Annotated in this window: 17 protein-coding genes; 11 read left to right on the forward strand and 6 right to left on the reverse strand. The window is 61.9% G+C overall.

The genetic code is table 11. The features are described from left to right. Positions 1-38 precede the first annotated feature (38 nt). From HZB60_02680 to HZB60_02705, 6 genes are all read right to left on the reverse strand, one after another. A complete protein-coding gene (locus HZB60_02680) occupies positions 39-1,337 on the reverse strand; it encodes a peptide MFS transporter (protein ID MBI5058671.1) in 1,299 nt (432 codons plus the stop codon). A gap of 544 nt (positions 1,338-1,881) precedes the next feature. Further along, complete coding sequence (locus HZB60_02685) at positions 1,882-2,385, reverse strand: transposase (GenBank protein MBI5058672.1); 504 nt, start codon at positions 2,383-2,385, stop codon at positions 1,882-1,884. 534 nt (positions 2,386-2,919) lie between these two features. Further along, positions 2,920-3,417, reverse strand: coding sequence for a hypothetical protein (locus HZB60_02690; protein ID MBI5058673.1), 498 nt, complete (start codon positions 3,415-3,417; stop codon positions 2,920-2,922). Positions 3,418-3,586: 169 nt separating this feature from the next. After that, entirely contained in the window at positions 3,587-6,025 is a 2,439-nt protein-coding gene (locus HZB60_02695; protein ID MBI5058674.1) for a S8 family serine peptidase, read from the reverse strand. A 430-nt stretch (positions 6,026-6,455) separates the two neighbouring features. Next, on the reverse strand, positions 6,456-7,298 hold the full coding sequence (locus tag HZB60_02700) for a rhomboid family intramembrane serine protease (protein MBI5058675.1): 843 nt from the start codon (positions 7,296-7,298) through the stop codon (positions 6,456-6,458). 8 nt (positions 7,299-7,306) lie between these two features. Continuing rightward, positions 7,307-8,785 carry a hypothetical protein gene (locus HZB60_02705; GenBank protein ID MBI5058676.1) on the reverse strand — a complete coding sequence of 493 codons (1,479 nt, stop codon included), beginning with the start codon at positions 8,783-8,785 and terminating at the stop codon, positions 7,307-7,309. Positions 8,786-9,295: 510 nt separating this feature from the next. On the opposite strand from HZB60_02705, the gene bshC reads away from it, so the two are divergent. From bshC to rfaD, 11 genes are all read left to right on the forward strand, one after another. Next, positions 9,296-10,801 carry a bacillithiol biosynthesis cysteine-adding enzyme BshC gene (bshC, locus tag HZB60_02710; protein ID MBI5058677.1) on the forward strand — a complete coding sequence of 502 codons (1,506 nt, stop codon included), beginning with the start codon at positions 9,296-9,298 and terminating at the stop codon, positions 10,799-10,801. 12 nt (positions 10,802-10,813) lie between these two features. Then, the gene (locus HZB60_02715) at positions 10,814-13,348 is read left to right on the forward strand and encodes a glycosyl hydrolase (GenBank protein ID MBI5058678.1); all 2,535 of its coding nucleotides are present in this window, start codon (positions 10,814-10,816) and stop codon (positions 13,346-13,348) included. Positions 13,349-13,733: 385 nt separating this feature from the next. Continuing rightward, the gene (gene bshB1, locus HZB60_02720) at positions 13,734-14,459 is read left to right on the forward strand and encodes a bacillithiol biosynthesis deacetylase BshB1 (GenBank protein MBI5058679.1); all 726 of its coding nucleotides are present in this window, start codon (positions 13,734-13,736) and stop codon (positions 14,457-14,459) included. Between the two features lie 105 nt (positions 14,460-14,564). Continuing rightward, positions 14,565-16,433, forward strand: coding sequence for a S8 family serine peptidase (locus HZB60_02725; protein ID MBI5058680.1), 1,869 nt, complete (start codon positions 14,565-14,567; stop codon positions 16,431-16,433). A 279-nt stretch (positions 16,434-16,712) separates the two neighbouring features. Beyond that, a complete protein-coding gene (gene bshA, locus HZB60_02730) occupies positions 16,713-17,831 on the forward strand; it encodes an N-acetyl-alpha-D-glucosaminyl L-malate synthase BshA (GenBank protein ID MBI5058681.1) in 1,119 nt (372 codons plus the stop codon). Between the two features lie 175 nt (positions 17,832-18,006). Beyond that, positions 18,007-18,567 (forward strand): hypothetical protein, encoded by a 561-nt coding sequence (locus tag HZB60_02735; GenBank protein MBI5058682.1) that lies wholly within the window; start codon positions 18,007-18,009, stop codon positions 18,565-18,567. Positions 18,568-18,887: 320 nt separating this feature from the next. Then, positions 18,888-19,310: an OsmC family peroxiredoxin gene (locus tag HZB60_02740; protein MBI5058683.1), complete on the forward strand. Its 423-nt coding sequence runs from the start codon at positions 18,888-18,890 to the stop codon at positions 19,308-19,310. Between the two features lie 24 nt (positions 19,311-19,334). Continuing rightward, positions 19,335-19,853: a GNAT family N-acetyltransferase gene (locus tag HZB60_02745; protein ID MBI5058684.1), complete on the forward strand. Its 519-nt coding sequence runs from the start codon at positions 19,335-19,337 to the stop codon at positions 19,851-19,853. Between the two features lie 308 nt (positions 19,854-20,161). After that, positions 20,162-20,680 carry a GNAT family N-acetyltransferase gene (locus tag HZB60_02750; protein ID MBI5058685.1) on the forward strand — a complete coding sequence of 173 codons (519 nt, stop codon included), beginning with the start codon at positions 20,162-20,164 and terminating at the stop codon, positions 20,678-20,680. A 224-nt stretch (positions 20,681-20,904) separates the two neighbouring features. Next, complete coding sequence (locus HZB60_02755; GenBank protein MBI5058686.1) at positions 20,905-22,293, forward strand: phosphomannomutase/phosphoglucomutase; 1,389 nt, start codon at positions 20,905-20,907, stop codon at positions 22,291-22,293. Positions 22,294-22,382: 89 nt separating this feature from the next. Beyond that, positions 22,383-23,369 carry an ADP-glyceromanno-heptose 6-epimerase gene (gene rfaD, locus HZB60_02760; protein ID MBI5058687.1) on the forward strand — a complete coding sequence of 329 codons (987 nt, stop codon included), beginning with the start codon at positions 22,383-22,385 and terminating at the stop codon, positions 23,367-23,369. Positions 23,370-23,461: the final 92 nt, after the last annotated feature.

The following is a 23,461-nucleotide window of genomic DNA, read 5'->3' on the forward strand; positions in this document are numbered from 1 at the left end:
GCGGGGACTGTGTCCCCGCCGGAATCCCACGCACCGGCTCACTTCGCCGCGGCCTCCATCCGTTCGGCTTCGTCGATGGTTCCGTGAATCCGCTTAAGCAGCAGCATCAACACGCCGAACGCGATGAGCGACGCGACGACCAGCAGCAGGAAGAACGTGCTGTGGGCCATCTTATCCCAGCCGACGCCGACCTGTCCGGACAGCCAGCCGCCAATCGCGGTCGAGGCAAACCACGCGCCCATCAGCATCCCCTGCTTATGCGGCGGCGCGAGTCTGGAGACCAGCGAGAGTCCCATCGGTGACAGGCACAATTCGGCGAACGTAATCATGGCATAGGTGCTGACGAGCCAGCCCACATTTACGCGTCCGGTATCGCCGCCGACGAACCCTGCCGTGGTCATGATCAGATAGGCCGCGGCGGTGAGCAGCATGCCGATCGCAATTTTTGACGCGGTGGCGGGTTCCCGCTTGCGATCGCGCAGGAACGTCCAGAACCGCACCAGGAGCGGTGTGAACAGCAGAATGAAGAACGGATTAATGGACTGGAAGATCTCCGGCGAAATACTGGTATCGGTATTATCGCGCGCCCAGAACGTGAGTGTGTAGCCGTTCTGATCGAAGGCGATCCAGAACACGATCACCACGGCGAAGATCAGCATCAGGGCGGTGACGCGCTCGCGCTCCTGCTTCGGCGTGAGCTGAATACCGTGCTTGCGGACCTGCGTCGCTTTGGTGCCCGGGGTGATGTCGCCGGCGATGATATGCCGCTTGAAGCCGATGAAGATCGCGAGCGAGATGATCATCCCGATCCCCGCCGCGCCAAACGCATAGTGCCAGCCGAAGTTATTGCGCAAATAGGCTGCCACCAGCGGCGAGGCCAGCGCGCCGAGGTTGATGCCCATGTAGAAAATGTTGTAGGCATCGTCGCGCTTCTCCGGCATGTCATGATAGAGGTTGCCGAGGATCGTGGAGATATTCGGCTTGAACATGCCGTTGCCGATGATCAGGCAGATCAGTCCGGCGAAGAAGGTGGGCAAGGGCGAGAACGCCAGCAGCAGATGGCCGAGTCCCATCACGACGCCGCCGATCAGAATCGCTTTGCGGAAGCCGGTGAAGCGGTCCGCGATCCAGCCGCCGATCAGCGGCGTGAAATAGACCAGCCCGATATAGCCGCCGTAGATTTGGCCGACGATGTCATTGGAGAAGCCGAGGCTCTCGTCCATATAAAGCGTCAGGATCGAGAGCATGCAGTAGAAGCTGAACCGCTCCCACATTTCGGTAAAGAACAGCACCGGCAATCCCGCCGGATGCTTACGATGGACAGGGTGTGTGGTCATGGGCGAAGGGGAGTTCATTATTTATCTTGGCGGCGCTTGTCTCCAAGTGCCCTCTCGGGTGAGAGTTCTCCTCTTGGCGGCACTTGTCTCCAAGTGCCCCATCGGGCGAGAGTTCTCTTCTTGGCGGCACTTGTCTCCAAGTGCCCCATCGGGCGAGAGTTCTCTTCTTGGCGGCACTTGTCTCCAAGTGCCCCATCGGGCGAGAGTTCTCCTCTTGGCGGCACTTGTCTTCAAGTGCCCCATCGGGCGAGAGTTCTCTTCTTGGCGGCACTTGTCTTCAAGTGCCCCATCGGGCGGGAGTTCGTGGCTTGGCGGCACTTGTCTCCAAGTGCCCCATCGGGCGAGAGTTCTCCTCTTGGCGGCACTTGTCTCCAAGTGCCCCATCGGCCGAGAGTTCTCCTCTTGGCGGCACTTGTCTCCAAGTGCCCCATCGGGCGAGAGTTCTCTTCTTGGCGGCACTTGTCTTCAAGTGCCCCATCGGGAGAGAGTTCTCTTCTTGGCGGCACTTGTCTCCAAGTGCCCCATCGGGAGAAACAAACAGCAATCACGGCATCAACGGCGGCAACTTCTCTTTGGCAACCGTAACGAGTCCCGGCTGATTCAACAGGTAATCCCGCGCACTTGACCAAGGGTAGGCCTCAGCGGTTTCCGCGAAAACTTTCTTGACCGGGTTGTGGTGCATGTAGTTCAACTTCAAGTGCATCGCATCCGGTCCGGGGATGTAGTTGTCATCGAATCTCCTCCGCCAGAGATCACGCTCAGGATACTCGGCTGGTCGAAACGGAAACGAGGTCTTGCGCTTGAATCGACGCATGAATTCTGAGACAATCGCCCCATCGACTTCTTGCAACATGAGTGCGTGCAGATGATCCGGCATCAGCACATAACCAAGGCATATCACTCCCGTGTCCCTGCGATGCTGTTCAAATATCTCGAGCATTTCCGTGCAAATGGACGGAACCACGAACCACTGCCCCCGAACGCTCGTAACCGTCGTGACGAAATGCACACTTCCCGCAAACGCTAACCGCTTGTGCCTACGAAGCATGTTTCACATCATTCCTTGGCGGCACAGAAGTCTTTGGCGGCACTTGTCTTCAAGTGCCCCATCGGACGATTCCTCTTGGCGGCACTTGTCTCCAAGTGCCCCTTCGGCCGAGAGTTCGTGGCTTGGCGGCACTTGTCTTCAAGTGCCCCTTCGGCCGAGAGTTCTCCTCTTGGCGGCACTTGTCTTCAAGTGCCCCATCGGGCGAGAGTTCTCCTCTTGGCGGCACTTGTCTCCAAGTGCCCCTTCGGCCGAGAGTTCTTGGCTCGGCGGCACTTGTCTTCAAGTGCCCCATCGGACGATTCCTCTTGGCGGCACTTGTCTTCAAGTGCCCCATCGGGCGAGAGTTCTCTTCTTGGCGGCACTTGTCTTCAAGTGCCCCATCGGAAAAAACTCTTGGCGTAGTCCAAACGTGTTCGGTCCGGCACCCTGTCTCCCGAAGGGGCACTTGAAGACAAGTGCCGCCAAGGGCTGTGTCCGGGCCATCCCCATGCATGTCAACACCTTGCACAATATTAAAAAAGTACTTGACTTTAGTCAAAAAACGTTGTATATTACACCCATAGAATTGAACACAAAAACAGTATTTCTCCCCCCATGTCCACTTCCCTTCTCCCCATCCTTCACCCGACCGCCTCTCGCCTTCACCACCAAACCGGCCCCAAGTCCGTAGCAGGCAAGCAGCGGTCCCGCTTGAACGCCGTCAAGCACAGCCTCTCCGCCACCGACGAGGTATTCCTGAACGGCCTCAAGCCATCTGAGCGGACCGCCTTTTCCCAAATCCGTCGCGGCCTGTGCAAATTCTACGAGCCGGAGACTGCCTACGAACGCTTGATTGTGGACCGCATGGCTGTGCATCACCTCCGCATGCTCCGCCTCTACAAACTCGAGTCCGACTCCTTCGAGATTCTTCCTCTGCACAAAGGCCCCGATCAATCCATTCTCCCTCACCTCGACCGCCTCTCCCGTTACGATGTCCGCATCGAACGGCAGCTTCGTATCCTCCACAACCGCCTGCTTTCGCTCTACAATCAACGCCTCTCCAACACGCTTAAGTCCTTTCCCACCCGCGAGTAACCCTCATTTCGTTTTGTCAAAAAAGAGCTATCGAGTCGGACCCCTTGGCGGCACTTGTCTCCAAGTGCCCCCTCGGGCGAGAGTCCGTGGCTTGGCGGCACTTGTCTCCAAGTGCCCCTTCAGCCTGTTACCGCACGGCCGTGACTTGGAAGTAGAATTGGTCGTACGGGATCGAGGTCATGGGAATCGTGACCGTTGTGTCCGTGGTGCCGGTGAGGTAATGCTCGGGGGTGATGATGTCGTCGGGTGTGCCGGACAGATAGATCTTGTACGAACCGGCATCAGCGGAGGGTCGCCACGCGAGCACGACCTGATCGAATTGCACGTCGATCATCAGGTCACGCGGCGGTTCGGGTACGGTGGGCGCGCCGATGATCGTGATGTCATCGATTGCCGCCTCGACGAGCGACGCGGGCGCGGCATCCTCGGCAACGAAGCGCAGGACCATGTTGTTGGTGGAGACGACAAAGTCCGCGAGCTGAATCGTGGTCTGCTTCCAGCCGACCGTGCTGCTCGCGGTGTTGACGAGGTTCACCCATTTGAGACCGCCATCATTGGAGATTTGCACGCGGAAGAAATCGCCGCGACTCGGTCCCTTGTCATTGGAGTACCAATAGGAGAAATTCAATTCCGGTTCCGCGAGTTCGATCAAACTGAAGCGCGGCGAGCGCAGCGAGGTGCTGCCGCCGTCCACGTCGGCGCTGCCGGGTTCGGCGGACTCCGCATTGGCATTCGCCGTGACGAAGCAGAGCTTGCCGCTGTTGGCATAGGACGGCTGGACGTACGCGCCGTTGGCCTTGGAGCCGACGGGCAGCGCGCGCGTCCACTCGCCGCCGGTGGCATTGTCTTCGGGATCGCCCAGCAGCCAACCCTGATCCTCTTCCACATCATCATAGAAGCCGCGGGTCATATTGACGATCAGGTCGATACCGCCGCGGGCCGGAACGGTCACGGGCTCGGGATATTCGTAGTTCAGGAAGCCGAACCGCCCGACGCGAATCGTGTACGGTTGATCGGCGATGATATGATCGAAGCGGAACGCGCCGCCGCTGTTCGTGGTCGCATAGACGTCGCCGAACGACCCGCTGAGTCGCACGCGGGCGCCCTCGACGGGTTCGCCGCCATAGCGGACGGCGCCCTGCAGGAATCCGGTGTTGGAATTCTGGGTTGCCAAATCGAGCGCGCCGGGGATGTTGAGCATGCCGTTGCCGAACGAGTTGTCGGGTCCGGGCGTGCCGGCATCGGTGGCGCCGAGCAGCAGCGCGCGCTTCATATCGAATACGGAGAGCCCGGGGTTGGCTTCGCGGAGCAGCGCGGCGGCTGCGGCGACATGCGCGGCGGCGATGATCGAACCGCTGGTGCGCGCGTAACCCGCCGGAACATCGCGGCTGGCGGTGCGCACATCGCGACCGGGCGCGACGAGCTCGGGTTTGATGACGCGACCATCGCAACCGGACGGACCGTGCGCGCTGGCGGGATCATGTTCGGGCCGCATGCCGCGCGCGTCCACGCTGCCGACGGCGAGGAATCCTTCGAGCGCGGCCGGGCCGTTCATCGTCGCGAGTTGATTGTCGCTGTTGTTCGCGGCGAAGACGAGCAGCGGGCCGAGCGCTTCGACATTGGCGAAGGCGGTCGCGGCCAGCGCCGGCAGTCCGCCGAGGCACGGGGCGTCGAGCTGCCAGGCATTGAGAATGGCATCGGGCACGTCGCTCATCGTCTGGCTGTTGCCGTCCGGATCGACGGCCCACTCGTACGATTTGAGCAGCGTGGAGAAGCGCGATTTTCCGCAGACGAACAGATCGGCGCCGATCCAGTGCGCGGCGGGAGCGACGCCGAGCGTGTCGTGCAGCGCGGGATCGACGCCGCACATGACACTGAGGGCGCGCACGGAGAGGTCACCGCAATACTGATCGGTGCGCAAGCCGAGCGGATCGAACAGCGCGGTATTTGGCGGGGCGAACTTGGTCTGCCGGTTGCCGTCGAGCGCGGCATTCGGTTTGGCAAATGCTTCGCCCATGATGCAGAGCAGTCGGCCGTGGCCGGTCCAGCCGCGACTCCAACTCTCGGTTGCGCCGACGGCGCGCAAGTTCAGTTCGACGTTGTTGGAGAGTGGTGTCGCGTCCTGCGACGCGACGCGCGGGATGAGCGTGATATCTTCATCGAGTCCGACTTCCGCGACTTCGGCCATGTTGGCAATCAGCTCGGCTCCGGTCCTGGTCAGTTCGGCGGCGAACATGTTGCCGATCCAGAACGTTCGGATGTTGCGGGCCATGGCCGTGGTTTCGAGGATCTCGAGGGACTTGCGTACCGGCGGCTGCGCGGTGGCGGCGCGGTTTTTCAGTTGATCGAGCAAGCGTTCGTGCACCTGATTCAGCGGCACACCGGCGCGAGCCATGACGCCGATTTCCGTGCCGGCATTGATGCGGTCAATCAGACAAATGATGACGGGGGCGCGCTCGGACTCGCCGTGCGCGGCGTACCACGCGATGAGTCCGGCGGACAGTCCACCGGCGAACAGGAGAGAGTTAAGCACAAGAATAGCGATCAGGAAGAGTAGGGGACGCATGCGAGATCCAGTCGTTATGTTCATCCGGGGCGGTGGAAAGACGAAGCGGTGAAGATACGGTTTGCGGCGAGACCTTGAGACACCGCTCGGCGAAGAAAGAGTGGGGCACGTCAAGTCTCAAGAGACGTGCCGCCGCAGGGAGTGCCGACGCTCCGATTCCGGCCGGGCGGGGACGCCCGGCTCGGCGGCGATTCTGCGGGGACGGCTGGCTCGGCGAAGAAAGAGCGGGGCACGTCAAGTCTCAAGAGACGTGCCGCCGCAGGGAGTGCCGACGCTCCGATTCCGGCCGGGCGAGGACGCCCGGCTCGGCGGGGGACGGCTGGCTCGGCGAAGAAAGAGCGGGGCACGTCAAGTCTCAAGAGACGTGCCGCCGCAGGGAGTGCCGACTCTCCGATTCCGGCCGGGCGGGGACGCCCGGCTCGGCGGCGAGCTAATCGAGGCGTTCTTTTTCGCGGAGGATGGCGCTGGCTCGTTCGAGTCGTTTTTGTTCGGAGCGGGTGAGTCCGTCGAAGCCGACGCGGCTGACTTTTTCGAGCAGGTCATCGACTTCGCGGCGGATTTCATCGAGCCGGTGTTCTTCCTGCCAGCGTTTGCGGATGGTATCGTGCTCGCGTTCATGTCGGCTTTTGAAGACGGACGGCATGAACTTGGCGCGTTTGAGATAGAGGTAACCGATAACCATCCCGCCGAGATGCGCGAGATGCGCGACGCCGCTGCCGGTGTTGAAGCTGGAGAAGAATTCGACGGCGCCGAAGATCAGGGCGAACCACTTGGCTTTGAGCGGGATCACGAACCAGACATAGATGATGTTGTCGGGGAAGATGATCGCATAGGCGGCGAGCAACCCGTAGATGGCGCCGGAGGCGCCGACAGTGGGGATCGGAGAGCCGATGTTGAACAGGGCGTAGCACAAGCCGCCGCCGAGTCCGGTGAGCAGGTAGTATTTGGCGAATTCGCGGGAGCCCCATTCGCGTTCGAGCATGGAGCCGAACATCCAGAGCGCGAGCATGTTGAAGAAGATATGTCCGATGCCGCCGTGCAGGAACATGTAGGTGAAGACCTGCCAGATCTTCCCGGCGAAGAACAGGCGGGGGACCAGGCCGAAGTTCAGCGCCAGCGTGTCCTGAATTTGCAGGATTTCCTGCAGGGCGAAGACGGCGACATTGGTGATGATGAGGACGCGCACGACTTCGGTCCAGCCCATGCCGGGCATGAACCGCAGGACGGACGAATCGCGGAGAGATTGGCGGATGTTGTCGCGGAGTTTTGTCATCGGGCGATTCAGAGAACTTCGATCTTCCACAGGTAATGATAGACGGTGTTTCCGGGGGCGGAGCGGATGACGATGCGATTCGTACCGCGGGTCAGGGTGGCTTGCAGCGACCATTCTTCGAAGCGGTCCTGCGCGGCGGCATCGGTATTGAGTCGCGGGGCGTACGCGGGGAGGAAGCTGCGGCCGTTGACGGTGACGATCAATTCGCTTTTGCCGCCGAGCGAGAGGGGATAGCGGCGCGGGGAGCGGTACAGGTACAGGCGGAGCTTGAGGTCCGTTTCGAGCGGTTGATCGGCGGGCAATTCGAAGCTGAACTCGAGATAGTCTTCGCCGGGCGGGTTGCGGTTGGGATCGCCCATGGCGAGCTCCCATCCTTGCTTCGTGGTCCCGGGGATATCGCGGATGCGCGGGCCTTCGGCGGTGGTGGGCTGGAAGCCGCCGGCTTCGGTGTACACACCGACGCTGACCTGCGCGTCGCCGCTGACGGCGGGCGCTCCGGCCTCGGCGGCGGCAGAGACCCTGAACTCCCGGACATAAACGCCCTTGACCTCGGGTCGCGGTTTGCTGGGAGTAATCGAGAGTCGGACGGGTTCGGGCGTATGATAGCCTTCGACCTCGCCGAAGCTGATGTTGTACACTCCGAACTCGTGCGTCACCACAGCGTTGCCGGTTCCGACACTGACGGAGTCCAGGAAGATTTCGCCGGCGACCGGCTCGGTCGAGATGCTGATTTCCTTTTGGGCGATCGGTTCGAGCGTAAAGAAGACGAACTGGCGCGAATTGGAACGACTGATGCGAACGCTATGTTCGCGGGGATCGCAATGGTGGCCGGGGAGCTGCAGACTGATCACGTACATGCCGAAGGGCAGATCGAGGTTGGCGGGCGTCACCGATTCGGTCAGGGCTTCATTGACGAGAATGCGAGCACCGGGTACCGAACTTGAAATCTCAATCGTTCCGGTTTGCGTTTCGACGGGCGGGGAGAGCGGCTCGCGCGCGGCGGCCGGGGGTTCGCTCTCCGTGACCGGCGGTTTCGGAGGTTCGATCTGCGGCGGGGCTTCCAGGCTGGCCTGTTCCTCGGCCCGTTCTTTCAGCAGTCGTGCCAGTAGTGTGTCCGGTCTGGTCTCCGGAGCCGTGGACAGCTCCGGCGGTGGCGTGCTGCGGGGGACGGGCTTGCCCTCGGCCAGCGGCTGTAAGCGAAAGGCAACGGTATCGACCTTCCCGGCGCGGACCTTGACGACTTGAACGAACGGAACGGACAGATGCTGATCTAACTTGACGGTAATCGAGTGTTCTCCCGCAGCCAGATTAGCCAGCAGACCTTCGGTGAGGATCGACGTTGGTCGCAAGTCGAGCAGGATCTCAGCGCCGGGCGGATCGGACCGCACGAGCACGGATCCGGTTCCCCCGGACCAGAATTGTTCGAATGCGAGGTAGCCGATCATGGCGGCTACCCAAACGGCGAGGATGGCGATCAGGATGCGCATAGCTATTCAACTAAGATAATCATCTTGAACAAAATCGCAACTTTAGGGCCAAGGGGCTGGGCAGAAAGGGGGAAGTCGCGAGGATGTGAAGAAGCGCGCCGACGCGCACCCCCCCAGCCCCCCACAAGATGTGGGGGGAGAGCCGATGCTCCGATTCCGGCCGCGCGGGGACGCAGGGCTGGGCGGGGGAAGACCGACCCCATCTAACTTCCCCAGAAACTGGGGAAGGACCCGACGTGGACTCTGCGGGGTCAGGAGACCTCGCTTGGGGTGACTCTCTGATTCCGGCGGGGTTTGACTCCGAGGCGAACTCTTCGTATTATTAATAGTTTAATTCAGGTGGCAAAATTGGTGGAGTGCGGCCACGCGAGGAATATTATAAGTAGCGAATTTACAATAACATCTATTGAGTACGCCGGACTTCCGGCATATTCAAGGATTTGGCAGGAGACGGTTTCAGGCGAGCGGCTTAGCCTCGCTGCATTTGCACGCCCGGCAAATAGCTGGGAAATGTGCGCCGAGGCGGCGCGGGAGCAGCTTGCAGCAGAGCGGGACTGGAACGGTCTGGCGGATCTGCTCGTTGCCGGGTCGCAATCCTACGGTGTTTCCGCGGCGGCGACAGCGCGGGCCGAGCTGCTGCGACAGGGGAAAGCGGTTGCCGTGGTGACGGGGCAACAGGTGGGTTATCTCGGTGGACCGCTCTACACATTTTTGAAAGCCTATCACGCGACGCGGCTGGCCGTCGAGCATGAGCATCGCACGGGGATTCCGACGCTGGCGATTTTCTGGCTGGAGGGCGAGGACCACGATCTTGAGGAGGTGCGCGATGCGCACTACCTGACGAAGGGCGGCGAGGTCGCGGCACTGCGCTTCGTTCCGGAGCGCGAGCTTCCGCATTCGGCGGTGGGACGATATGCGGTTCGCGCGGCGGCGCAGGTTGAGGAATTGGCCGCGGGACTGGATGCGCCGGACGAGGCGGCGATCGCGTTGCTGCATCGTTGTTACGATGATGCGACGTTGGCGGACGGGCTGGGGCGGTTGCTGGCGGCGACGCTGGGGCCGCGCGGGCTGCTGCTGGTGGAGGGCAGCGATGCGCGCTTGAAGGCGTTGGCGCGACCGCTGTGGAATCGCGTGCTGGCTCGCGGCCCGGAGCTGTCCGGACTCCTGCAGGCGCGTTCGGAGCAACTCGCGGCGGCGGGGTATCCGGCGCCGATTCATCCCTCGCCGGAGAACTGGCTGTTTTACGTGCTGGACGAATTGCAGCGACGCACTCCGCTCAGCTATGCGGGCCAGCTGCATGGTGTGGACGGCGGGACGCGCGAATTGACGTTGGACGGGCTTCGTGAGCGGGTTGAAGCGGCGCCGGAGCGGATCAGTCCGAAGGCGGCGTTGCGGCCGTTGTATCAGGATTTTGTGTTGCCGACCGTAGCGTATGTCGCGGGTCCGGGGGAGCTAAGTTATCACATGCAGCTGGCGCCGTTTTACCGAGAACTCGGCGTGGCGGCGCCGTCGCTGATCCCCCGGTTTTCGGCGACGATTCAGGACGCGAAGACGGCGCGGGTGTGCGCGAAACTCGAGCTCGGTTTGGCGGAACTATTGCGCGAACCCGAGCATGTTTTGCAGAAGCAGGTATTGCGCGGGGCGGATGACGGCCGGACGGTGGAGGTGTTTGCGCAGGCGAAAGCGGAGATCGAAGCGGCGCTGGAGCGGGTGAAGGGATATGTGGGTGAGATCGATCCGACGTTGGCGGGGGCCGCGGCGGGCGGCGTGGGGAAGATCCTGCATCCTTTGGAGCAATTGCGCGAGAAGACGGACAAGGCGTTGAAGCAGCGGCATGCGACGAGTTTGACGCGGTTGGAGAAGGCGTTGAACGTGTTGCGGGGCGGCGGGACGAGCGCGGAGCGGAAGCTGGCGACGGGCTACTATCTGGCGCGCTTCGGCGGGGCGCGGCTGTTGCGGGCGCTGGACGAGCTGCCGCTGGAGCCGGCGCGACATCATTTGATCACGATGGAATAGGAGAACGCGACGATGAAACAGACGATGACGTTGCTGTGTCTGGCGGGCGCGCTGGTGGGGTTGATTCTGATATTTGTTCCCGAGACCCCCCTTGGCCCCCCCATAAATGGGGGGGAAGTGAGACGGGAACCCACCCCTCCTGGCCACCCCGTGAACGGAGGGGAATCCGAGGCGGAGGAGGAGCAGCGGCGCATGCTGGCGCCTTCCGATTGGTTTTTGCAGCAGCGGACGTGGCCGCGGGGCGAGCTGAATCGCCCCGCGATAGAACAGGCGCGCGCGCAGGCGCTCGGCTTGCAGCGGCGCGGGGTGCGGACGCTGGACGATAGTTGGACGTTTGCCGGACCGACGAACGTGGGAGGGCGGGTGACGGCGCTGGCGGTGCATCCGTCGGCACCGGACACGGTGTACGCGGGCGCGGCGATTGGCGGAGTTCTGAAATCGACGAACGGGGGATTGAATTGGACGACGGTATTTGAAGAGGATTTTGCGTTGTCGATCGGGGCGCTGGCGGTGGATCCGCAGCACGCGACGTGGGTATGGGTGGGGACGGGCGAGGCGAACGCGAGCGGCGACAGCTACGGCGGGAACGGGGTCTATTTAAGTCAGGACGGCGGCCGGACGTGGCAGCACAAGGGCTTAGAGGCGACGCGGCATATCGGGAAGCTCGCGGTGGATCCGGCAAATTCGAATCGGGTATTCGTGGCGGCGGCGGGCGAGAATGTGGGGACGAATCCGGAGCGCGGGGTGTATCGCACGACGGATGGCGGGACGAGTTGGGAGCGGGTGTTGTACTTAACGGATTCGACGGCGTGCATTGACGTGGCGGTGAATCCGGTTCATGCGGACACGGTTTATGCGGTGATGTGGGAGCGGGTGCGGCGGCCGTGGAACCGGCAGGCGGGGGGGCTAACGAGCGGGATCTGGCGCAGCACGAACGGGGGGGATACGTGGTCGGAGTTGATCACCGGGCTGCCGCATACGACGACGGTGGGTCGCGGGGGGATCGCGGTGTCGCCGGTAAATCCGCAGCGGTTGTATGCGGTGTACGCGAACGATCCGGGGAGCATTCTCGGGACGTATCGCAGCGATAATGCGGGCAACAGTTGGACGACGGTGGCGAATCCGAGCGGGAGTTTTTACAGCACCTTCGGCTGGTATTTCGGTCAGGTTTGGGCGCATCCGACGAATCAGAATACGGTCTTTGTGCAGGGGGTGCAGATGTTCCGCAGCACGAACAGCGGTTCCAGCTGGACGACGCGCTTCGGCGATGCGCATGTGGATCATCACGCGTTGTGGATCAATCCGGCGAACGCGAACACGATGATCGACGGTCACGACGGCGGGATCAATGTTTCGACGAATGGCGGCACGTCTTCGACGATGTCGGTGGATTTGCCGATCACGCAATTTTATGCGATCACGTCCGATCCGCAGTTGCCGCAGCGGTTGTACGGCGGGACGCAGGACAACAGCACGCCGCGCACGTTGACGGGGGCGGTGAATGACTGGGATGTGTTGTACGGCGGCGACGGATTTTATTGTCTGGTCGATCCGCGGGACAGCGACGTGATCTATGCGGAGTCGCAATACGGCGGACTCAGCAAGTCGCTGGATGGGGGATTGAGCTGGGACTACCTCGGCTCGGATTTCGATTTGGACCGGATTAATTGGAACATGCCGGTGGTGATGTCGGCGCAGGATCCGGACGTGCTGTATGTGGGGACGTATCGCGTGTGGAAGTCGGTGAACGGGGGGCTGACCTGGACGGCGATTTCGGGTGATTTGACGGGCGGTCCGGGGCCGGGTGGCCTCGTGTTCGGCACGGTGACGACGATCTCGGCGAGTCCGGCGGATGCCCAGGTCGTCTATGCGGGGACGGACGATGCGCGGGTGTGGGTGACGACGAACGGCGGCGGAGCGTGGACGAACATCAGCGCGGGGCTGCCGCAGCTGTGGTGTACGCGAGTGGCCGCGCATCCGGATTCGGGGGGGGTGGTGTATGTGACGTTTTCGGGATACAAATACGAGGATTACCTGCCGCACGTTCTGCGCAGCGGCGATTACGGCGGGACGTGGGCGGATGTGGGAGCGGGCTTGCCGGAGGGGCCGGTGAACGATGTAATTGTCGATCCGGACTTTCCGAATTATGTTTATGTGGCGACGGATTTCGGGATCTATTACACGCCGAACTGGGGCGCGGAGTGGTTGCCGGTGGGAACGGGCCTGCCGACGAGCAGCGTCTATGATTTGGAGCTGACGACGGGGACTCCGCGCTATCTCGTGGCGGGTACGCACGGGCGCTCGATGTGGCGGCATCCGGTGCCGTCCTCCGCGCCGGCGGCGCCGACGGAATTGGTCATGTCAGACGACGGCATGTTGCGCTGGCAATCGGTGGCGGGTGCGACGAGCTACAGCGTGTATGGCGCGCCGCATGTGGATTCGACGGGCAGTCTGCTGGTGGCGGGCGTGCTCGATACGGTATGGACGGACTTGCTGTTCGGGGGTCGTCCCGCGACGTACTTATATTTTGTGCGGGCGGCGAGGTGAGGGAGTAGAGCGGGAAGCGGGAATACAGCCCCCCCTAATCCCCCCGTGAACGGAGGGGGATCCGATTTCCGATTCCGAGCGGGGCACGTGCAGACTCAAGACACGTGCCGCCGCGAAGAAGGGCGGACTCTCCGATTCCGGCCGCGCGAGGACGCACGGCTCGGCGGGGAAGAGCGGGGCACGTCAAGTCTCAAGAGACGTGCCGCCGCGAAGTAGGGCGGACTCTCCGATTCCGGCCGCGCGAGGACGCACGGCTCGGGGGGGGGAAGAGCGGGGCACGTCAAGTCTCAAGAGACGTGCCGCCGCGACGAAGGGCAGACTCTCCGATTCCGGCCGCGCGGGGACGCACGGCTCGGCGAAGCAGAATGTAGTGATGAGGTAGAGCATGTTTGAAGCGGTCGAGACGAAGGTGGATGTGCTGGCGATTGGGGCGCATCCGGATGATATTGAGTTGTGCTGCGCGGGGACGCTGTTGCGGCTAAAGTCACTGGGCTATTCGATTGGTCTGGTGGATATGACGCGGGGTGAGCGCGGGACACGCGGGACGCCGGAGCTTCGCGCGGCGGAGGCGAACGCGGCGCTTGGCAGTCTGGGGTTTGCGTTTCGCGAGAATCTGGATTTGGGGGACATGCACATCCGGGACACGGATGAGCGCCGGCGGCACGTGGTGGAGTGCATTCGGCGGCACCAGCCAAGGCTGATATTTACGCAGTATTTTCACGACCGTCATCCCGATCACGAGGGGACGGCGCAGGTGGTGAAGAACGCGGTGTTTCTGGCGGGGGCGGCGAACTTTGACGCGGCGGGGGAGCCGCATGTGGCGAAGCGGCTGTTGTACTGGCCGGCCTCGTGGGTTCACGATGTAAACGTGTTCGTGGATGTGAGCGAATTTTACGCGGGGAAGATCGCGGCGGCGCAATGCTACAGGTCGCAGTTCTACGATCCGGGTTCGAGCGATCCGGAGACGCAGTTGTCGCGGCAGAGTTTTTGGGCGGACATGGAGACGCGGCACCGCAACTTTGGGTTGCAAATCGGCGTCCAATACGCGGAGGCATTTTTCATGCGCGAGAAGATCCGGGTCGATGATCCCGTGGCGACGCTGGCGCGGTGACGGACGGCGCGCACGCTCAGAAGGGGCACATGAAGACAAGTGCCGCCCAATGGTTCGGTTTGCAGTTTCCTAATTTTCGATACCTCTCATACTGGAGAATTGGTCATGAAGAGTCTGACATGCTTGCTGGCACTGCTGGCGGTGTTTGCGCTGGCCTTTGGCGATGCGCCGAAGGTGAAGATTGAGAAATTGGACGATCTGCCGCGGCATCTGTACAAGATTGACGTGAAGGCGGCGGAGCTGCTGGATAACGATGCGGCGCTGTTGAAGTTGGCCAAGGAGGTCGAGGCCAATCTCAAGGCGGACCTGGACAAGTTTGACATTCAGGATAAGACGACGCTGAAGGGGATGTGGGCGGATCTGGGTTCGATCGCGCTGATCGAAGGTCGTTATGACGATTACCTCAAGGGTCTCGAGCTGCGTAAGTCGCTGGAGGACAAGGAGGCGAGTCGCTACACGACGGGGCTATTCATGCGGGCTTTTATCGCGGCGAAGCAGTCCGGCGACACAGATTTCGCGGGAGCGCTGAAGCGCGAGCTGGAAAAGCTGGTGAAGGACCTGCCCTACGAGGTATGTGAAGCGAATCTCAAGTCGGCGAAGGGTTCCGCGGAAATCGTGTCGAAGGATTTGTTAGTCGGGCAGATCAATTCGGCGATCCAGCCGACGCTGGATGGCTCGAAGGGCGAGATGAGTCAGGATATTGCGACGGGGCTGTTAAGTCAGGCGGTGTCGGCGCGGAATCTGATTCCGTACAAGCAGGTGATTGTGGAGGTCTATAGTGCGTGGATCGACGCGCATGCGACGGCCTTGAAGCCGGACATTTGGGAAGCGCGCGACGTGACTTTGACGCCGCAGGAGGGCAAGGATCCGGTGGTGGTGGGGGTTTGGGATTCCGGTGTAGATGTTGAGATATTTCTGCCGAAGCAGCAGGTGTGGACGAACAGCAGGGAAGTCGCGGATAACAACAAGGACGACGACGGCAACGGTTACATCGACGACGTGCACGGGATTGCGTATTCGCTGCACTCGGAGAAGGAGATTCCGTTGTTGTACAACGTGGGCGACGTGTCGCAGGATCGTCCGCGCTTGCAGCGGCTGATCAAGGGTTTTTCGGATTTGCAGTCGAGTGTGGACAGTGAGGAGTCGCAGGAGCTGAAGGTGATGATGAGCAAGCTGCCGGCGGATTCGGTGAAGCCGTTCATTGAGGGCATCGCGAAGTACGGGAATTACTCGCACGGGACGCACGTGGCGGGGATCGCGGCGAAGGGCAATCCGTTTGTGCGGTTGCTGACGTCGCGGATCACGTTTGACTATCACATGATTCCGGAGACGCCGACGAAGGAGCTGGCGCGGGCGGAGGCGAAGGCGAATGCCGAGGCGATCGCGTATTTCAAGCAGAACGGCGTGCGCGTGGTGAACATGAGCTGGGGCGGGTCGCTGCGTTCGGTGGAAGAGGCGCTGGAGCAGAATAACGCGGGCGGGTCGGTGGACGAGCGCAAGCAGTTGGCACGGGAGATATTTGAGATCAGCAAGGACGGGCTGTTTGAAGCGATGAAAGGCGCGCCGGAGATTTTGTTCGTGGTGTCGGCGGGCAATTCGAACAGTGACAACGAATTCGAGGAGTTCATGCCGAGTTCGTTCGTGCTGCCGAACATGTTGACGGTGGGCGCGGTGGATCAGGCCGGCGACGAGACGAGCTTTACGAGTTTCGGCAAGACGGAAGTCTATGCCAACGGGTTTGAAGTGTTGAGCTATGTTCCCGGCGGCGATCAGATCAAGTACAACGGGACGTCGATGTCGTCGCCCAACGTGACGAATCTCGCGGCGAAGTTGCTGGCCAGGAATGCGAAGCTGAATCCGACGCAATTGCGGGAGCTGATTATCAACGGCAGCGAAGAGCGCAAGTCGGGCGATCGAATATTCCGATTGATCAATCCGCGGCGTTCGATGGAATTGCTGGCGGCGGGGAAGTAGGGCGGGAGGCGGCCTCCCTTGCAGAATGCGAGGGGGGGAGTGCTGACGCTCCGATTCCGGCCGCGCGGGGACGCACGGCTCGGCGGGGGGAGAGCGGGGCACGTCAAGTCTCAAGAGACGTGCCGCCGCAGGGAAGATTCCGGGCATGTGAAGACACATGCCGCGGCGGTGGAGCTCGGCGGAGGGAAGAGCGGGGCACGTGGCTCGGCGGGGAAGAGGCGCGAAGACGCGCACCCCCCTTGATCCCCCCACAGGATGTGGGGGGAGGTAAAACGAACTATGAACATCGGCATTGTTTGCTATCCGACGCATGGCGGTTCGGGAGTGGTGGCCTCGGAGTTGGGGTTGGCGCTGGCGGATCGCGGGCATAACGTGCATTTCTTTTCGACGGCGCGGCCATTCCGCTTGCCCGGATTTAAGCCGAACGTATTCTTTCACGAAGTGCCGGTGGTGCATTACTCGCTGTTTGAGCACACGCCGTACACGTTGACGATTTCCTCGACGTTGTACGAGGCGGCGGAGTTGCACGGGTTGGATGTGATCCACGCGCACTATGCGATTCCGCATGCGGCGGCGGCGCTGATGGCGAAGCAGATGGGCGGCGGTCGGCCGCCGATCGTGACGACGCTGCACGGGACGGATATTACGCTGGTGGGTTCGCATCCGGCCTATTTGCCGACGGTGCGGTGGGCGATCAATGAATCGGATGCGGTGACGGCGGTGTCGCAGCATCTGGCGGCGGAGACGCATCAGCGGTTGGGCGTGACGCGCGAGATTGACGTGGTGTATAATTTTGTGGATGGCGCGATCTACCGTCGTCAGCCGTGTTCGGTGGAGCGCAAGCTGTTTTCGCTGGCGGGCGAACCGCTGATTATGCATATCTCGAATTTTCGTCCGGTGAAGCGGATCGGAGATTTGATCGAGGCGTTTATCAAGGTGCGGAAGCAGGCGAAGTGCCGGATGCTGCTGGTGGGGGACGGGCCGGAGCGCACGCGGGCGGAGCAGGACGCGCGGCGGGCGGGGGTGCTGGGCGACGTGGTTTTTCTGGGCAACCAGGTAGCGGTGAATGAGTTGCTGGGGATTGCGGACATCTATTTTCTGCCGTCGGAGAATGAGTCGTTCGGGCTGTCGGCGCTGGAGGCGATGGCCAGTGAAGCGCCGGTGGTGGCGACGAAGATCGGTGGTTTGCCTGAAGTTGTGAAGGAAGGGGAGACGGGGTTTCTGTGTGATTTGGGTGACACGGACACGATGGCGGCGCGAATCTTGCAGTTAGTCGAAGACGGGGAATTACGCCGGACGATGGGGCAGGCGGCCCGCCGGCGCGCCTTGACCGAATTCCCGCAGGACAAGATCGTGCCGCAGTACGAGGCGGTTTACTCGCGGATCGCGAAGGGGTGAAGCAGCGCATCGCCGCGCGCTCGGACACGATCGGCGAGCCCCCCCCCTATCCCCCCCGTGAACGGCGGGGAGCCCGAGTCCGCTTCCGGTGGGGTTGCGCAGACGGGCGACGCAGTCTGCCCGTACAACGCAAACCAACGGTAATCGTCGTCATTTCAATTCACCAGGGAGCCGCATGTCCCGTTTCTTCGTCATCGAAGTTCGCGATCATCTCACCCGGTTCTACAATCTTCCCGCTGAGCTTCCGGCGCGGAACGAGGAGGAGATTGCGTACATCCGTGAGCATGGCTATGATCTGACGCGCGGCCGGGCGGCGATGCAGTGGGTGGTGGAGCATCGGCCGGATTATGAACATGCGGGGGCGTACCGGCGGTTTCTGATCAAGTGGCCGTTGATATTGGAAGCGCGGGAGACGATTCTCGATCACGATTATCCGGCCGCGTTGATTCGGTTGGACGCCCTGGTGACGATTGATCCTGATGATCCGAGCGGGCACTATCATTTGGGCGTCGTCTTCCGGTATGTGAATCGCTTTCGCGAGAGTGAGACGAGTCTGCGGCGCTGTCTCGATTTGTATCCTGACTTGGCGATCGCGCATCGAGCATTGGGCTTTACGCTGGCCTATCTCGAACGGAAAATGGAGGCGATTTGCGAGCTGGAGATCGCGCGGGCGGGTCTGCCCGATGATGCGGACGTCCTGCGCGCGCTGAACGAGATCAAGGAAGCGGCGGACTAAAGAAACTGCGGGCAGTTGAGAGTGCGGAGGGTGGAGACCTCCCCCTGACCCCCCCGGTGACTACGGCGGGGGACCCGAGGCCGATTTCGGGCACATGGAGACATGTGCCGCGGCGCAGAAGCGACCTCCCCCCGCGTGGACGGTGGGGGACCCGAGGCCGATTCCGGGGTCGGGAGGGCTTGCGCGGGGTGACTCTCCGATTCCGGCCGTGCGAGGACGCGCGGCTCGGCGGGGACTCCGAGACCCCCCCCCTTGATTCCCCCTCAGATGCGGGGCAGAGCAGAATTTGATTTCCCACCACCACCATACTGGAGCAACGAATGAAGCGCAAGGCAAGCGCGCATTGGCAGGGCGGCCTCAAGGCCGGCATGGGTACGGTATCGTCGGAGAGCGGCGCGCTGCAGCATACGCCGTACGCATTTCACAATCGATTTGAGAATGAGCCGGGGACGAATCCGGAAGAGCTGATCGCGGCGGCGCACGCGGGGTGTTTTGCGATGGCGCTGGCCGGCGCGCTGGAAAAAGCCGGGATGACGGCGGAAGCGTTGGATGTGACGGCGACCGTGACACTCGAATTCGTGGATGGTGCGCCGACGGTCACGGCGTCGCATCTCGATCTGGTGGCGAAGATTCCGGGCGCGGATGCGGCGCAGTTCAAGGCGGCAGCGGATGGCGCGAAAGCGGGCTGTCCGATTTCGCGACTGTTGAAGGCGGCGATTACCTTGGACGCGAAACTGAAATAGGCGAATCTTCCTTCCCCGGCTGCCGTGACTCCCCCCGAAACCGCGAGACTGAAGCTGCGCGAGCTGACGCTCGACGACGTCGATAATCTGCACAGCATTGTCGGCAGTCCGTTAGCGATGCGCTGGTATCCGAAGGTCTATTCCCGGGCGGAGGCGCAGGAGTGGATCGAGCGGCAGTTCAGGCGTTACGTGGTGGGCGGCTGCGGACTGTGGGCCTGTGAATTGAAGGCCACGGGCGAGTTCGTCGGTACGTGCGGTCCGTGCTGGCAGCCGGTGGACGAGGTGTATGAACTCGAAGTCGGCTATCTGTTGGTGCCGATACACTGGGGTCAGGGCTACGCCACGGAGGCGGCACGGGCGTGCCTGGCGTGGAGCTTCGAGCACTATCCGGTGCCGCGTGTGATCTCGCTGATTCGTCCGGAGAATACGCCATCGTGGAAAGTCGCGCAGCGAAACGGGCTGACGGTGTGGAAGGAGACGATGTGGCACGACCTGTTGCATCAGGTGTGGCGGGTGGACAGAAACTCGGAAATAGGGAATTAGGAATCAGGATCCCGAGTCCGATTCCGGGCATGTGCAGACACATGCCGCGGCGGGAAGATTGCGGGCAGGTAAAGACACCTGGCTGACGGGGAATGGCAGATGCGCGAAGACGCGCACCCCCCCGGCCCCCCACAAGTTGTGGGGGGAGAGCCGATCTCCCGAGACCCCCCCTGCCCCCCCAAATCGGAATTTGGGGGGGGCGGACAACCGATTCCCGCCGCGCGAGGACGCACGGTTCGGCGGGTCTCTTACTTAACTTATCAGCATCGATGACGTGGCAATAGTGAACCGGAAAATGGAGATAGATTATGAAGGAAGTGAAAGTCATTATCGAGACCCATCGGCTGCGCTTGCGCGAGCTGGTCCCGGGCGATCTCGACAATATCATGAGGATGTTCGGCGACGCGGCGACGATGCGGTTCTTGCCGGGCGTGCAGACGCGCGAAGAAGGCGCGGCGTGGATTGCCGCTCAGCGCGAGCGCTATGTGACGGACCGTTGCGGTTATTGGGCCTGCGAACTGAGCGGGACAGGGCAGTTCATCGGCTATGCCGGGCTGAACAAGCAGGAGGTTAACGGCCGCGCGGAACTGCGGATCAGCCACATGTTCCTGCCGGCGTTCGAGCACGGCGGCTATGCGGGTGAGGCGCTGCGGGGCTGTCTCAATTATGGATTTGAGAAGTTCAAGATTATGCAGATTGTCGCGCTGATCCCCTCGGACAATGAGCTCTCGGTCCGCGTGGCGCAGCGCGTCGGCATGACGCTGGGCAAGACAACCGTGTACAAGGAATCGGTGCACGGGATTTGGGGTGTGCAGAGACGGGGGTAGAGGAGAACCCGCATCCGATTTCGCGCCGGGTTGCGCGGACCTGACCCGGCGCGGCGGGTAATTCCGATGTCGCGCATGGGAGTGCGCGTCAGGGAAGATTGGACTGGCCCACCGAGGTGGGCGCTACGGAAGCTTGGATTGGCCCACCGAGGTGGGCGTTACGGAAGATTGGACTGGCCCACCGAGGTGGGCGCTACGGGCGATTATACATTTTGATTTTGACCATGATCAATCCCAACATTTTTCGAGAGTATGATATTCGCGGCGTGGTCGCGGATGATTTGCCGACCGCGGTGGTCGTGCAACTGGGCAAGGGAATCGGCACATACATGCGCGGTAAGGGTGCGAAGCGGATAACGCTGGGGCGCGACGGCCGGCTCTCGAGCGAGCGGATCCAGCATGATCTGCAGGACGGATTGCTGGCGACGGGTTTGGAAATCACGGATGTGGGAATGTGCCCGACGCCGGTACTCTATTTCTCGATCCAGCATCTCGGCGTGGACGGCGGGATCATGATCACCGGTTCGCACAATCCGCCGGAGTTCAACGGGATCAAAATGACGCTGGGCAAGACGTCGATCTTCGGGCCGATGATTCAGGAGATTCGCGAGCGGATCGACGCGCAAGCGTTTGCGGTGAGTGCGTCCCGCGCTCCGGTGCAGACGTACGAAGTGCTCGATCCGTATGTGACGTGGCTGTCGCGGAATCTGAAGCTGGATCGCGCGGTGCGCGTGGGGATGGATTCGGGCAACGGCGTCGGCGGTCTGGTGGCGCCGCAGATTTTTCGCGCGATTGGCGCGACGGTGTATGACATTTTCACGGAGGTCGATGGGCGGTTTCCGAATCATCATCCCGATCCGACGGTGGAGCGGAATCTGACCGCATTGAAGCAGTTGGTGGCTGAGAAGGGCCTCGAAGTCGGCGTAGGCTTTGACGGCGACGCGGACCGGCTCGGTGTGATCGATCAGCACGGCACGCCGATCTGGGGCGATCAGTTGATGGTGCTGTTCGCGCGGTCGATCCTGCGGCATCATCCGGGCGCGGCGATCATTGCGGATGTGAAATCCAGCGACAATTTTTTTGCCGACGTGCAGCGGCATGGCGGTCGTCCGATCATGTGGAAGACGGGGCACGCGCTGATCAAGAGCAAGTTGTGGGAGGAAAGCGCGGTGCTGGCGGGCGAGATGAGCGGGCATTTCTTTTTCAATGACCGCTATTTCGGGTTTGATGACGGGATCTATTCCGCGTGCCGGTTGGCGGAAATTGTGAGCCAGCTCGACAAGCCGTTGCACGAGGAGCTGGCCGATCTGCCGCGGACCTACAGCACGCCGGAAATTCGCGTGGATTGTCCCGACGATGTGAAATTCGGGTTGGTGGAAAAGGTGAAGTCCACGTTCAAGCGGAAGGGCCACGAGACGTTCGATCTGGACGGCGTGCGCGTGCGGTTCAGCGATGGTTGGGGTCTGGTGCGCGCCTCGAATACGCAGCCGACGTTGGTGCTGCGGTTTGAGGCGAACTCGGAAGCCGGCTTGCAGCAAATTGATCACGACATCCGCGACGTGCTCGCGAACGAGGGCGGGTTCACGTTTGACGAGAAGTCGGGCGGGCACTGAAGCAGGGCTGAAATCCGATTCCGGCCGGGTTGCGAAAACTTAACCCGGCTCGGCGGTGATAACGTTTTCGTGTAATAGCTGTTCAGACCATGATCCTAATTACCGGTTCGGCCGGTTTTATTGGCAGTGCGATAGCGGCGTTTCTGAATCGACAGGGGCGCGCCGACCTCGTGTTGTGCGACACGCTGGGGACGGGGGAGAAGTGGCAGAATCTTGTCGGACTGAAGTTCGCGGAGATCATTGCGCCGTCGGAGTTGTTCGCGGCGCTGGCGACGCGGCGGGACATTGAGACGGTGATTCACATGGGCGCGTGTTCGGCGACGACCGAGACGGATGCGGATTACTTGCTCGCGAATAACACGCAGTTTTCGTCGCGGCTGTGCCGCTGGTCATTGGAAAACGGTGCGCGATTTATTTATGCGAGTTCGGCGGCGACATACGGCGACGGCGCGTTGGGTTTTTCCGATGATCCGGAGCTGACGTTCAAGCTGAAGCCGCTCAATGCGTACGGTTTTTCGAAGTGGCTGTTCGATTGCGAGGTGGTGAAGAACCGCTGGCACGAGCAGGTTTGCGGACTGCGCTTTTTCAATGTATTCGGTCCGAACGAGTATCACAAGGAGTCGATGGCGAGCGTGGTCTATCGCGCGTTTCCGCTGGCTGCGCGGGAAGGTCGTGTGCGGTTGTTCGAGTCGTACCGGGAGGGGATTCCGCACGGCGAGCAGCGGCGGGATTTTGTGTACATCGATGATTCGCTGGCGGTGATTGACTATCTGCTCAAGCGACCATCGGTGCACGGGATCTTCAATGTGGGCTCGGGGATCGCGCACAGCTTCAACGAGCTGGCGCGGGGGGTGTTCGCGGGGTTGGGGATCGCAGGCCGAATTGAGTATTTTCCGATGCCGGAGGAGCTTCGGGACCGCTACCAGTACTATACGGTAGCGGACCTGTCGCGGCTGACGGCGGCGGGGTTTGCGCGGCTGCCGGACCGTTTTGAAGAGCACGTTGCCCGCTATGTCCGGGAGTACTTGCGGCCGGGGCTGAAGCAGTGGCAGGACGGGAAGCGGGAGGGGGGATGAGGGCTGACTGCCCGAGCCGCTGTGTGGCTTCCCGGCTGTGGTTCGGGGAGAGGCTCTGCTATGCTTAATGTGCACATCTTGCGGGGGAAGGG

The sequence above is a fragment of the candidate division KSB1 bacterium genome, assembly GCA_016214895.1.
Lineage (GTDB): Bacteria > Electryoneota > RPQS01 > RPQS01 > RPQS01 > JACRMR01.